Origin of the sequence: Aminobacter sp. BE322 (genome assembly GCF_050433525.1) — a bacterium.
Lineage (GTDB): Bacteria > Pseudomonadota > Alphaproteobacteria > Rhizobiales > Rhizobiaceae > Aminobacter.
In genome coordinates this window covers 46,935-59,760 of the sequence record NZ_JBNPXB010000022.1, presented here as the reverse complement: position 1 = coordinate 59,760, position 12,826 = coordinate 46,935, and the positions used below count along the sequence as shown (strand labels likewise).

At 67.0% G+C, this 12,826-nt stretch carries 10 protein-coding genes; 5 read left to right on the top strand and 5 right to left on the bottom strand.

The window, feature by feature from the left end:
• Positions 1–110: 110 nt before the first annotated feature.
• Complete coding sequence (locus J2X50_RS22240) at positions 111–338, top strand: hypothetical protein (RefSeq protein WP_429098148.1); 228 nt, start codon at positions 111–113, stop codon at positions 336–338.
• A 356-nt stretch (positions 339–694) separates the two neighbouring features.
• On the top strand, positions 695–850 hold the full coding sequence (locus tag J2X50_RS22235) for a hypothetical protein (protein ID WP_429098146.1): 156 nt from the start codon (positions 695–697) through the stop codon (positions 848–850).
• Between the two features lie 428 nt (positions 851–1,278).
• Here J2X50_RS22235 and J2X50_RS22230 read toward each other — a convergent pair whose 3' ends face one another.
• The gene (locus tag J2X50_RS22230; protein WP_429098144.1) at positions 1,279–1,632 is read right to left on the bottom strand and encodes an antibiotic biosynthesis monooxygenase; all 354 of its coding nucleotides are present in this window, start codon (positions 1,630–1,632) and stop codon (positions 1,279–1,281) included.
• A gap of 127 nt (positions 1,633–1,759) precedes the next feature.
• On the opposite strand from J2X50_RS22230, the gene J2X50_RS22225 reads away from it, so the two are divergent.
• A complete protein-coding gene (locus J2X50_RS22225) occupies positions 1,760–2,653 on the top strand; it encodes a LysR family transcriptional regulator (RefSeq protein ID WP_429098142.1) in 894 nt (297 codons plus the stop codon).
• A gap of 19 nt (positions 2,654–2,672) precedes the next feature.
• Here J2X50_RS22225 and J2X50_RS22220 read toward each other — a convergent pair whose 3' ends face one another.
• Entirely contained in the window at positions 2,673–3,275 is a 603-nt protein-coding gene (locus J2X50_RS22220; RefSeq protein WP_429098140.1) for a YdeI/OmpD-associated family protein, read from the bottom strand.
• Between the two features lie 275 nt (positions 3,276–3,550).
• Here J2X50_RS22220 and J2X50_RS22215 point away from each other — a divergent pair, with 275 nt between their 5' ends.
• The gene (locus J2X50_RS22215) at positions 3,551–6,019 is read left to right on the top strand and encodes an EAL domain-containing protein (RefSeq protein ID WP_429098138.1); all 2,469 of its coding nucleotides are present in this window, start codon (positions 3,551–3,553) and stop codon (positions 6,017–6,019) included.
• A gap of 13 nt (positions 6,020–6,032) precedes the next feature.
• Here the strand turns inward: J2X50_RS22215 and J2X50_RS22210 are convergent, their stop codons facing one another.
• From J2X50_RS22210 to J2X50_RS22200, 3 genes are read right to left on the bottom strand one after another with little or no spacing between them, the layout of a single operon-like run.
• Complete coding sequence (locus J2X50_RS22210; protein WP_429098136.1) at positions 6,033–6,872, bottom strand: aldo/keto reductase; 840 nt, start codon at positions 6,870–6,872, stop codon at positions 6,033–6,035.
• Between the two features lie 34 nt (positions 6,873–6,906).
• A complete protein-coding gene (gene copM / locus J2X50_RS22205) occupies positions 6,907–7,302 on the bottom strand; it encodes a CopM family metallochaperone (protein WP_429098135.1) in 396 nt (131 codons plus the stop codon).
• 52 nt (positions 7,303–7,354) lie between these two features.
• The gene (locus J2X50_RS22200) at positions 7,355–9,838 is read right to left on the bottom strand and encodes a heavy metal translocating P-type ATPase (protein WP_429098133.1); all 2,484 of its coding nucleotides are present in this window, start codon (positions 9,836–9,838) and stop codon (positions 7,355–7,357) included.
• A 165-nt stretch (positions 9,839–10,003) separates the two neighbouring features.
• Here J2X50_RS22200 and J2X50_RS22195 point away from each other — a divergent pair, with 165 nt between their 5' ends.
• Positions 10,004–12,805: a [protein-PII] uridylyltransferase gene (locus tag J2X50_RS22195; RefSeq protein ID WP_429098131.1), complete on the top strand. Its 2,802-nt coding sequence runs from the start codon at positions 10,004–10,006 to the stop codon at positions 12,803–12,805.
• The last annotated feature ends 21 nt before the right edge of the window (positions 12,806–12,826 follow it).

Sequence of the window (12,826 nt, the reverse complement as noted above, 5' to 3'; positions counted from 1 at the left end):
CGGATTGACGTCTCCCAGGCCATGATCCTCGTCGCCATGGGCGGCAACCTCCTACGCCGGAATGCCCATCCCTGACTTTCCAAACGGACTCTTAGAAGGTCCGCTCTGCTTTGCTCCTCAACCAAATTTCGCACCTGCTCGGTGACTGGGAGTGGCAAAATGAGTTCGGAAAGTTGGCGCTGCGGGACAGTTTCAAGGATGATGTCGCGACCTGGCGCGAGCGGCTGCCGGGCCTCCAGCTTACCGACCGCAGGTACCGAGCTTATCACACGCTGAAGGCGGTCGGCCAAGATGTTATGCTGTTTGGACTTTTCTTCGGCTACCAGCGCCTCCACTGAAGCACGCAAGGTTGCTTGATCGCCTTCAGCGCCTGCCCGAACAATAGAGAGTAGTAGGTCACTTCGCGCCATTAGCTCAACTTTCAGCCATACTGAGCCTCTCAAAAACTGGTAAACGAAGCCCTGCACAGCATGGCATTCGTCCTGCCGGTCGCAACGCGAATTGGAACGCAAACTCCGGAAAGAGGACTGGTGCAGTTAGCCTAAGTGGATTTGCGCCTAATTGCCATGCAGTATTTTTGTCGGACTCACGGCTCCTGACTCGGCGGTTCTTTTGGACATAACGCCCGGCGAGCAATCCTTGCATCCCCCGCAACTCCGGCGACGCTGCCCTCGCGAGAAGAGCGGCGGCAAACATGTATGAGGTCGTGACACTGGAGGGGTGGTCGTCGCCGCTTGTCGAGGCGGTGACGCGGACGAGGTTTGCCGCCGGCGGGTCGATGAAGATGCAGGGCTGGGACGTGGTCGTTTTCAGGAACGCCACACGACCACCGTGCTGCGCACCGGGCTGACCACCGCAACCGTCACCCATGACTATGCCGCCGGCGACGAGATCTTGGCGATCGCCTTCAAAGCGAGCAGCTTCATGCCGCTGATGCCGGGCGAGAGGATGCGCGACCAAAGGGGCTGCCCACGATCGGCAAGCACCGGTTCCGGCTGGGGTCGGACGTGCTGGAGATCCCGACATTCGACACGTCGACGGCTTCGTGCGCAAGCTGGTGCGCAATGGAAACGTCGAGGACAACCGGGTGGTCGCGTCGATCGTGTCGGGGCCGGCACCCTTCGGCGCGAGGCGACCAAGCCGCTCAGGCTCTACAGGGCGTGAGACGCGTCCAGCCCGGACACGGCCGACCCCAGCCATCTGAGGCCGCCGCAATGAAGTGCCGGTGCCCGGCGAGGCAGAACCCCTGCCGGGCACGCAATGTCACGAGCCTGGGCCTTACCTGTCCGCGCGCTTCGGCATCACCAGGTCGTCGACGGTGTAGACGTGGAATTCGCTCGACGAGACGGCGTCGAGCTTGCGGAACTTCTCGACGAAGGCCGGGTCCGAGAAGAACTCGTCGACGTTGCCCGCCCCCTGGATGGCCTCGATGTTGACCACCGTCTTGCCGTCGGTGCTCCTGGCGAGGTTGCTCCAGAGGAAGCCCTCCTTGCGCTCGGCCACGTAGTGCACGACGTCCTGGATCAGCCGGAACGCTTCCTCCTGCCGGCCGGGACGGGCGTGGATGACATTGACGACGAAGGTGGTCGGCTGCGGCTTGTCGGTGAAGCCGGCTGCGAATTTCTTGTCCAACTGAAACTCCTGTGTCGCTGGGAAGCGGCTTGCCTGCCGCACGACGACTGGATATCGGGGCAAGGATATCGGATAAATGGTCCGGTATTCGCTACAGACCGGCAATCTTTTCCGCAATCGAGGCAGCATGGACAGGCTCGGATCGCTCGATGTCTTCGTGCAGGCGGCCGAGGGCGGCAGCTTCGTCGCGGCGGGCCAAAGGCTCGGCCTGTCGAGTTCGGCGGTCGGCAAGGCCGTGGCCCGCCTGGAAAAGGACATGGGGGTGCGGCTGTTCCATCGCTCGACGCGCAGCATGGCGCTGACGCAGGAAGGCAGCGTGTTTCTCGACGCGTGCCGGCGCATCCTGGCCGAACTCGATGCGGTGCAGGCGGAACTGTCGAGCGCCAACAACGAACCGCGCGGGCCGCTGCGGGTCAGCCTGCCGCTGACCGGGATGCTGCTGATGCCGGCCATCTCGGCCTTCATGCGGGCCTATCCGGAGGTGTCGGTGGACCTCGATTTCACCGACCGGCTGGTGGACGTGATCGAGGAAGGGTTCGATGCCGTGATCAGGACCGGCGAGGTCCGCGACACCAGGCTGATGAGCCGCAAGCTCGGCACGTTCCGGCACCGGATCGTGGCTGCGCCGCACTATCTGGCGGCGGCGGGAACACCGCTGGTGCCGGAAGACCTTGTGCAGCACAGGTGCCTGCATCATCGCTATCCGAGCACCGGCAAGCTGGAGCCGTGGCCGCTGCTGCGGGACGGCGGGCAGCTGCGCCTCGACCTGCCGACGACGCATGTGGCCAGCACGTTGGAGCCGCTCGTCCACCTCGCCGAGTGCGGCTTCGGCATTGCCTGCCTGCCACCCTTCGCAGTTGCGGCCGAGATCGCGGACGGCCGGCTGCAAATGCTGCTCGACGACCACCTCGCGCCGACCGGCACATTCAGGGTGCTGTGGCCGACGAGCCGCTACCTGTCGCCGAAGGTGCGCGTCTTCGTGGATTTCATGGCCGCCAACCTGTTTCCCGACCCGGCCTGAAGCCGGAAATGCGGGCCGGTCACGGCTTCATCTTCTGCGGATAGATGGTCTCGCCGCGCTTGAGCATGTCGACGAAGGTCGCGATCTTCTTCATGCGGCCCGCCTCGGTCTTCATGTTGTGGACGCGGAAGGCGAGCGCGAAACGGTTCTGCTCGCTGAGCTTGCCGAGCATCGCCTTGGCCTCGGGCACGGCGTCGATGGCGGCCTGGAGGTCGTCGGGGATCTTCATGTCCTTGCCCGAGGCATAGGCGCGGTCCCAGCGGCCGTCGGCCTTGGCGGCGGCGACATGAGCAAGACCGTGCCCGGTCATGCGGCCCTCCGCGATGAGGCGCGCGACATTGTCGACGTTGATCTGGCTCCACACGCTCTTGCGGCCGCGCGGCGAGTAGCGCTGCAGGAAGCTCGTCTCGTCCAGCCCCTTGCGGATGCCGTCGATCCAGCCCCAGCACAGCACCACGTCGATGGCCTCCCTGGGCGTGATCGACGGCAGGCCGGAGGCGACCTTGTGGACCTTGATCCAGACCTCGTCGGCCTTGTCGTGGTTGGCGGCGAGCCATTGGTAGAAGCTCGCGGCGTCGCGGAACTCGCGGATTTTTTCGGGATCGATCCTGACCGGCGCCATCAGCCGATGCCCCCACAAACCAGGTCCGAATGAATTCGCATGTTCGTTCCTCCGCCGGCACTTCCGGGCGCTTGCCGCCGAGGCCGGACCGTCGCACGGGATGGGAGTCGCGTCGACGGATCCAGCCCATGGGACCGGTAGGATTCGACACGGCAGCAGCAACTCGAAGCTTTCCGTGAAGGGAATCTTAAAGCCTGTTCACGTAGCAACTGCAAGTATTGCCGCAAGAAGTGCGGAAACGAGAAGCCGGGGGGCGAGTTCGTTTCGCAGTACATGTGAACACGAAGAACGACACCAGATCCAGGTTCAGGCTGTTCGGGCTGCTCTGGCCTTTCATCGTCGTCGTGCTCGTCCAGACGATCATCGCCGGCGCCAGCCTCTACATGCTGTCGGCGGTCCGCGCCTATGTCGCGGGGGAAAGCGCGTGGTCGAAGGGCCAGCGCGACGCCATCTACTACCTGACGCTCTATGCCGACACCGGCGACCAGGACTATTTCGACCACTTCCGGCAGGCGATCGCCGTGCCGCTCGCCGACCGCGAGGCGCGGCGCGCCATGGAGCGGGCGGACCGCGACTACGGCGCCGCCGTCGACGGCTTCCGGCGCGCCGGCAACCACCCGGACGACATTCCCGCGCTGATCTGGCTGTTCCTCAACTTCCGGAACGTGAGCTACCTGTCCAACGCCGTGCAGCGCTGGGTCGATGCCGATCCCAAGATCCAGGAGATAGCAGCGCTCGGCGAAGCCATCCACGCCGATTTCGCCGCCGGACAGGTCTCGCCCGCCCGGAGCGCCGACTGGAAGCTCAGAATCCACCGCCTCAACGACGAGACGACGCCGCTGGCCGACGCATTCTCGCAGTCGCTCGGGCGCGGCTCGCGCGCCATCGCCGGCCTGCTGCTCGGCGTCAACGCGCTGACGGCCAGCCTGTTGATCCTGCTCGCCACGCGGCGCACCGGCAGGCTGCTCGAGCAGCGCGAGGCCTTCGAAAGCGCGCTGAACGCGGAGCGCGAGCGGGCCCAGATCACGCTCGGCTCGATCGGCCAGGCGGTGATTTCGACCGACGCGGCGGGCCGTCTCGACTACATGAACCATGCGGCCGAGGCGCTGCTCGGCTGGCGCGGCGACGCGGCGCGGGGCGCGCCGCTCGATCGCCTGTTCCGGCTGGTCCGGGAAGAGACCGGCGAGGAGGAAGAGGGGCTGATCGAGCGCGTGCTGGCGGGCGAGCCCTATGACGGCAGCGGCGTGCCGCAGCAGCTGGTGCGGTCCGATCGGTCGACGGTGGCCGTGTCGCTCGCGGCGTCGCCGCTCTATGTCGGGCAGAAGGTCACAGGCGCGGTGCTGGTGTTCCACGACCGGACCAAGGAGCAGGAATTCCTGGCGCGGCTGTCGTGGCAGGCGACGCACGACATGCTGACCGGGCTCGCCAACCGGCGCGAGTTCGAAACGCGGCTCAAGGCGTCGCTCGCCGGCCTGGCCAAGCGGCCGGCGGTGCATGCGCTGATGTATCTCGACCTCGACCAGCTCAAGGTGGTCAACGACACCTGCGGCCATGCGGCGGGCGACGAGTTCCTGCGCAAGATCGCCACCGTGCTCGGACAACAGCTGCGGCACGGCGACCTTCTGGCCCGGCTGGGCGGCGACGAATTCGGAATATTGATGGAGAACTGCCCGAGAGAGCCGGCGACGGCGGCGGCCGAGCGGCTGCGCCGCGCCGTGGAGGAGCTGCATTTCGGGTGGGACGGCCGCACCTTCAATTCCAGCGCCAGCATCGGCGTCGTCGGGCTTTCGGACGCGACCTTGTCGCTGGAGGAGATCCTGCGCAGCGTCGACGTCGCCTGCTACCTGGCCAAGGACAACGGCCGCAACCAGGTGCAGTTCCGCGAGATCGGCGACCCCGAACTCGAGCACCGGCTGGGCGAGATGGCCTGGGTGCAGCGGCTGCGCGAGGCGCTGGAGCAGAACCGCTTCCGCCTCCACGCCCAGGAGATCGTGCCGCTGCAGGCCGGACGTGCGGAGGGCGGCGCGCATGTCGAGCTTCTGGTCCGCCTCGTCGACGCCGACGGCGCCATTGTGCCGCCGGGCGCGTTCATTCCGGCGGCCGAGCGCTACGGGCTGATGCCGCTGATCGACCGCTGGGTGGTGCGCTCGGCGCTCGACACGCTGGCCGCCCAGGCCAGGGCCGGCGATTCCGATCCCATCGCCACCTGCGCCATCAATCTGTCGGGGGCGAGCTTCGGCGACGAAAGCTTCGTCGGCTACGCGCTCGAGCAGTTCGCGCGCAGCGGGGTCGCGCCGTCGACGATCTGCTTCGAGATCACCGAAACCAGCGCCATTGCCGACCTCGACGCGGCGGCCCGCTTCATCAAGGCGCTGCAGGCGCATGGCTGCCGCTTCTCGCTCGACGATTTCGGCTCGGGCATGTCCTCCTTCAGCTACCTCAAGGCCCTGCCGGTGGACTATCTCAAGATCGACGGCGGCTTCGTCAAGGATATGCTGGTCGACCGCATCGACCGCGCCATGGTGGAGATGATCCACCACATCGGCGAGGTGACGGGCAAGCGCACGATCGCCGAGTTCGTCGAGAACGACGACATCGCCGCGGCCCTGCGCAGCATCGGCATCGACTACGGCCAGGGCTTCGGCATCGCCCCGCCCCGCCCCTTCGGCGCCCGCTATGTCGGGATCGCGCCGCGCCTGGCCATCCCCGAGGCCGGCGGACCGGACCTGGCGCTGGCGAGCTGAGAAGGGCTGGCGGTCAAATCATCTCCAGCGGCCGCTTGCGCGCCGGCGGCGCAAAGAGACCGTCGAGCTCGGCGATGTCCTCGGGCGTCAAGCGGATGTCGCGCGCGGCGGCGTTCTGGCGGACATGTTCGAGTCGGCCGGCCTTGGGGATGGCGATGACGCCGTCCTGGGCCAGCACCCAGGCGAGCGCGACCTGCGCCGGGGTGACGCCGTGGCGGGCGGCGATGCCGCGCAAGCCCCGGTCGCTCGCCAGTTCGCCCTGCTCCACCGGCGAATAGGCCATGACCGGCATGCCGCGGCCGCGGCACCACGGCAGGAGGTCGAACTCGATGCCGCGCCTTGTGAGGTTGTAGAGGACCTGGTTGGCCTGGGCGTTGCGCCCGCCCTGGAGCCTTTCGAGCTCCTTCATGTCCTCGGTGTCGAAGTTGCTCACGCCCCAGTGGCGGATCTTGCCCGCCCGACGCAACTCCTCGAAGGCGGCGACTGTCTCGGCGAGCGGCACGCCGCCGCGCCAATGCAGCAGGTAGAGGTCGATGCGGTCGGTACGCAGGCGCTTCAGGCTGGCCTCGCAGGCCCGCAGCACGCCGCCATGCGAGGCATTGCTCGGCAGCACCTTGCTGACCAGGAAGAGCTTTTCGCGGCGGCCGGCAATCGCCTCGGCCACGATCTCCTCGGAGCCGCCGTCGCCATACATCTCGGCGGTATCGATCAGGGTCATGCCGAGATCGATGCCGAGCTTGAGGGCGGCCACTTCATCGGCCGCCCTGCGCCGGTCCTCGCCCATCATCCAGGTGCCCTGGCCGAGCACCGGTACCAACTCGCCGGAAGGAAGCGTGGTGGTGGCAATGGGCATGACGGGTTCCTTTCCTGGGCCGATCCCGCCCAGCTTACATGGGCGGGTTGGCCTGAAGCCAGGCTTCCATGCGCTTGATCTCGGCCTCCTGGGCGGCAATGACCTCCTCGGCGAGCTTGCGCATCTCGGGATTCTTGCCGTTCTCCAGCTGGACCTTGGCCATGTCGATGGCGGCCTGGTGATGCGGGATCATGCTGCGGGCGAAGTCGACATCGGCATTGCCCGAGTACTCCATCGACGTCATGGTCTCGTGCATCTTGTCCATGGCCGCCTTGTAGGCCTCTGTCGCAGCGCCGTTCGCCGCCGGTGCGGCCATGCCGCTCATGTTCATGCCGCTGTGGTCCATCTGGGCATAGCCGGTGCCGACCGCGGCAAGGCCGACGATCGTCGCCGCCGACAGGGCAAGCGCGGTGTTTCGTACTAACGTCATTACAGTCTCCTCGTTGAACCAGTCCAAACGCCCGGGAGCCGGATAGGCTCCATCACAGCTTCAGACTGCGCAGCCGCAGCGAATTGCCGATGACCGAGACGGACGAAAGGGCCATCGCGGCGGCGGCGATCATCGGCGACAGAAGCGTGCCGGTGATGGGGTAGAGCACGCCGGCGGCGATCGGCACGCCGAGCACGTTGTAGATGAAGGCGAAGAACAGGTTCTCCTTGATGTTGCGGAGCGTGCCCTGGGCCAGGCGCCGCGCCCGGACGATGCCGGTCAGGTCGCCCTTGACCAGCGTGATGCCGGCGCTCTCCATGGCGACGTCGGCGCCGGTGCCCATGGCGATGCCGACATCGGCGGCGGCGAGCGCGGGCGCGTCGTTGACGCCATCGCCGGCCATGGCGACGCCCTCGCCCTTGGCGCGCAGCTCGTCGATGAGCGCCTTCTTGCCTTCGGGCAGCATGTCGGCGCGGATCTCGTCGATGCCGAGCTTCTGCGCGACCGCCTTGGCGGTGCGGGCGTTGTCGCCGGTCGCCATGATGATGCGCATGCCGAGGTCGTGCAGGTTGCGGATGGCCTCGGCCGCGGTCGCCTTGATCGGATCGGCGACGGCCACAAGCCCGGCGGGCTTGCCGTCGACGGCGACGAACATGGCGGTCTTGCCCTCGGCGCGCAGCGCATCGGCACGTGCCGACAGGCCGGCGATGTCAAGGCCGAGATCGGTCATCATCGCGGCGTTGCCGAGCGCGATCTTGCGGCCCGACACCGTGCCGGTGACGCCCTTGCCGGTGACCGACTCGAAGTCCTGGGCCTCGGGCACGGCGACGCCGCGCTGGCCCGCACCGTCGACGATCGCCTCGGCGAGCGGGTGCTCAGACCCCTTTTCGAGGCCGGCGGCCAACGCCAGCAGCTCATTTTCGGCCATGCCGTCGGCGACGACCACGTCGGTCAGCTGCGGGCGGCCCTCGGTCAGCGTCCCGGTCTTGTCGACGATGAGGGTGCTCACCTTGGAGAAACGCTCGAGCGCCTCGGCGTCCTTGATCAGCACGCCGGCCTGGGCGCCGCGGCCGGTGGCCGTCATGATCGACATCGGCGTGGCGAGGCCGAGCGCGCAGGGGCAGGCGATGATCAGCACCGCCACCGCCGAGACGATGGCGAAGACCATGCTCGGCTGCGGACCGACGAGCGCCCAGACGATGAAGGAGACGATGGCGATGAGCACCACGGTCGGGACGAAGTAGAACGACACGAGGTCGGCGAGCCCCTGGATGGGGGCGCGGCTGCGCTGCGCCTTGGCGACCATGTCGACGATCTGCGACAGCACCGTGTCGGCGCCGACCTTCTCGGCGCGCATGATCAGCGAGCCGTTCTTGTTGAGCGTGCCGCCGGTGAGCTTCTCGCCCTCGACCTTCTCGACCGGAACCGGTTCGCCGGTGATCATCGATTCGTCGACCGAGGAGCGGCCTTCGAGCACGACGCCGTCGACGGGGATGCTGTCGCCGGGGCGGACACGCAGGCGGTCGCCGCTGAGAACCTCCTCGAGCGGCACCTCGCTTTCGCTGCCGTCATCGGCGATGCGGCGCGCTGTCTTGGGCGCGAGGTCGAGCAGGGCGCGGATGGCCGAGCCGGTGCGCTCGCGCGCCCTGAGCTCCAGCACCTGGCCGAGGAAGACCAGCGTGACGATCACGCTTGCCGCCTCGAAATAGACAGGGACCGAGCCGCCATGGGTGCGGAACTGATCCGGGAACAGGCCGGGGAAGAGCGTGGCGACGACGCTGTAGGCGTAGGCCGCACCGACGCCGAGCGAGATCAGCGTCCACATGTTGGGACTGCGGTTGCGGAACGAATCGAGGCCGCGATCGAAGAACGGCAGCGCCGCCCACAGCACCACGGGCGTCGCGAGCACGAGCTCCAGCCAGGCGGTGACCCGCTCGCCGATCCATTCGCGGACGGGCAGGCCGACCATCGCCCCCATGACGACGATGACCAGCGGGATCGACAGCGCCGCGCTGATCCAGAAGCGGCGGGTGAAATCGACCAGCTCGGGGCTGGGCCCCTCCTCGCCGGTGGGCATCATCGGTTCGAGCCCCATGCCGCAGATGGGGCAGGAACCCGGCTTGTCGCGGATGATCTGGGGGTGCATCGGGCAGGTGTACTGCGTGCCCGTGGGCGCGGCCTGCGCCGCTGGCTTGCCGCCGAGATACCTGGCCGGCTCGGCCTTGAACTTGCCCTCGCAGGCCGGCGAGCAGAAATAGAAGCTGGAACCCTCGTGCTTGAGGAAATTCCTGGCGCTGGAGCGGTCGACGCCCATGCCGCAGACGGGATCGGTGGCGCTGATGTACTTTTCCGGCTCCTTGACGAACTTGTCGCGGCAGCCGGCGCTGCAGAAGTGGAACAGGTGGCCCTCGCGCTCGAGCGTCGGCTTGCCGGCGGCCGGGTCGACGACCATGCCGCAGACCGGATCACGAATCACATCTTGCGCCGCTTCGGTGCCTTTCGAAGAATGTCCGTGGTGCTGGTGATGTTCATTCATAAGTAAAATCCACGCTCCTGTTGCCGAATCGAGCATAATGTCTCCAGTAGGTGGAAGGTCAACGCGCCATCCTGCCGCCAGGCTCGCCGCAGGGCGAGGGGCCATACCCATGGCGAAAAAATCGCGCTATAGACGCGGCCTCAAGGGCGAGGCCAGCCGAGGCACATGACGAACATTCCGCTCAAGCTCGATCAGCTCATCGACGCGGACGAACTGCGCCGCGAACTCACCGCGTTGACCGCGGCGACGGGCGGAGACGGCACCGATCCGGCGATCCGCGCCAAGGCGCTGGTGCTGTTCAAGGAACGGATCGCCGCCGGCAAGAGCGTCGCCGAACGGATGCTGATGGAGGACGAGGGCGGCACCGCCTGCGCGACGCGCATCTCGCACCTCATGGACGAGATCATCCGCGTCCTCTACGACTTCGCCGTAACCCATGTGTACCGGGCCAAGAACCCGTCGCGCGCCGAGCGCATGGCGATCGTGGCGGTCGGCGGTTACGGCCGTGGCACGCTGGCCCCGGGCTCGGACATCGACCTGCTGTTCCTGCTGCCCTACAAGCAGACCCCCTGGGGCGAGCAGATCGTCGAATACATGCTCTACATGCTGTGGGACATGGGGCTGAAGGTCGGCCACGCCACCCGCAACATCGACGAGTGCATCCGGCTGTCGCGCACCGACATCACCATCCGCACGGCGATCCTGGAGGCGCGCTACGTCTGGGGCGAGAAGAAGCTCTGCGAGGAGCTCATCGAACGCTTCGACAAGGAGCTTGTCAAGGACACGGGCGCCGAATACGTGCAGGCCAAGCTCGCCGAACGCGACGGCCGCCACGCCAAGTCCGGCGAGAGCCGCTACCTGGTCGAGCCCAACATCAAGGACGGCAAGGGCGGCCTGCGCGACCTGCACACGCTGTTCTGGATCGCCAAATATTACTACCGGGTCCGCACCGGCGCAGAGCTGGTCGACAAGGGCGTGTTCAAAGAGGGCGAGTACGGCCAGTTCGTCGAGGCCGAGGACTTCCTGTGGGCGGTGCGCTGCCACATGCATTTCCTGACCGGCAAGCCGGAGGAAAGGCTGCATTTCGACATCCAGCGCGAGATCGCCGAACGCCTCGGCTACACGACGCAGCCCGGCCTGTCGGCGGTCGAGCGCTTCATGAAGGACTACTTCCTCGTCGCCAAGGAAGTGGGCGACCTGACCCGCATCTTCTGCGCGGCACTCGAGGAGGAGCAGGCCAAGGACGCGCCGGGCTTCCACGGGCTGCTGCAGGGATTTACGCGGCGGCGGCGCAAGCTCGCCGGCACCAGCGACTTCATCATCGACAACCAGCGCATCAACGTCGCCGACGACAAGGTGTTCGAGCGCGACCCGGTGAACATGCTGCGCTTCTTCTGGTTCGCCGACCGGCATGGGCTGGAGCTGCACCCCAACGCGCTGAAGCTTTTGACCCGCTCGCTGGGGCTGGTGGACAGGGGGCTGCGCCGCAACGAGGAGGCCAACCGCTACTTCCTCGACATATTGACCTCTGACCGCAATCCCGAGCTCAACATGCGGCGCATGAACGAGGCGGGACTGCTTGGACGGCTGATCCCCGACTTCGGCAAGATCGTCGCCATGATGCAGTTCTCTATGTACCACCACTACACGGTGGACGAGCATCTGTTGCGCTGCATCGGCGTGCTCTCCGAGATCGAGCACGGCGACGGCGAGAAGATCCACCCGCTCAGCCATTCGCTGATCGGCGGGCTGAAGAAGCAGCGCGAAGTGCTCTACGTAGCGGTGCTGCTGCACGACATCGCCAAGGGACGGCCCGAGGACCATTCGGAAGCCGGCGGCAAGATCGCGCGCCGCATCTGCCCGCATATGGGGCTTTCGCCGTCCGACACCGAGACGGTGGCGTGGCTGGTCGAGAACCATCTCGCCATGTCGATGACGGCGCAGACGCGCGACCTCAACGACCGCAAGACCATCGACGACTTCGCCGACGTGGTGCAGTCGGTGGAACGGCTCAAGCTGCTGCTGATCCTGACGGTGTGCGACATCCGCGGCGTCGGCCCCGGGGTGTGGAACGGCTGGAAGGGCCAGCTGCTGCGCACGCTCTACTACGAGACCGAGCTGCTGCTCACCGGCGGCTTCTCGGAGCTGTCGCGGGCCGAACGCACGGCCGCGGCGCGCGACACGCTCGCGGCGGCACTCGAGGCCTGGCCGGAGAAGGCGCGCGAGAAATACGTCAAGCTGCACTACGAGAACTACCTCCTGACCGTCGACCTCGACGACCAGAAGCGGCACGCCGAGTTCATCCGCGCCGCCGACGAGGCGGGCAAGCAGCTGTCGACCATGGCGCGGACGCGCCAGTTCGAGGCCGTCACCGAGATCACGGTGCTGGCGCAGGACCACCCGCGCCTGCTTTCGGTGATCGCCGGCGCCTGTGCCGCCGCCGGCGGCAACATCGTCGACGCGCAGATCTTCACCACCGCCGACGGCCGCGCGCTGGACATCATCCTGATCTCGCGCGAGTTCGACCGCGACGAGGACGAGCGCCGCCGCGCCGAGCGGGTGGGCGGGCTGATCGAGGACGTGCTTTCGGGCCGCGCCTGGCTGCCGGAAATGATCGCCAAGCGGACCAAGCCCAGGCGCGGCCACAAGACCTTCCGCATCCAGCCGCGGGCCGAGATCCGCAACGCGCTGTCGAACCGATTCTCGGTGGTCGAGGTGGAAGGCCTCGACCGGCCGGGCCTGCTCTCGGAGATCACCGGCACGCTTTCGGACCTGTCGCTCGACATCGCCTCGGCGCACATCACCACCTTCGGCGAGAAGGTCATCGACACCTTCTACGTGACCGACCTGACCGGCCAGAAGATCGACAACCCGACCCGGCTCGACAACATCCGCGCCCGCCTCATCGCCACGATGGAAGGCGCCGCCCACGAGCGCGCCAGAACCAAGGCAGCGGCCGCGGAATGAGCGCGGCCATCTTCACGTCCC

Coding starts and splice junctions, on each gene's coding strand:
- J2X50_RS22235 (WP_429098146.1), top strand. CDS start 695: ATGTATGAGGTCGTGACACTGGAGGGGTGGTCGTCGCCGCTTGTCGAG.
- J2X50_RS22225 (WP_429098142.1), top strand. CDS start 1,760: ATGGACAGGCTCGGATCGCTCGATGTCTTCGTGCAGGCGGCCGAGGGC.
- J2X50_RS22220 (WP_429098140.1), bottom strand. CDS start 3,275: ATGGCGCCGGTCAGGATCGATCCCGAAAAAATCCGCGAGTTCCGCGAC.
- J2X50_RS22210 (WP_429098136.1), bottom strand. CDS start 6,872: ATGCCCATTGCCACCACCACGCTTCCTTCCGGCGAGTTGGTACCGGTG.
- copM (WP_429098135.1), bottom strand. CDS start 7,302: ATGACGTTAGTACGAAACACCGCGCTTGCCCTGTCGGCGGCGACGATC.
- J2X50_RS22200 (WP_429098133.1), bottom strand. CDS start 9,838: ATGAATGAACATCACCAGCACCACGGACATTCTTCGAAAGGCACCGAA.
- J2X50_RS22195 (WP_429098131.1), top strand. CDS start 10,004: ATGACGAACATTCCGCTCAAGCTCGATCAGCTCATCGACGCGGACGAA.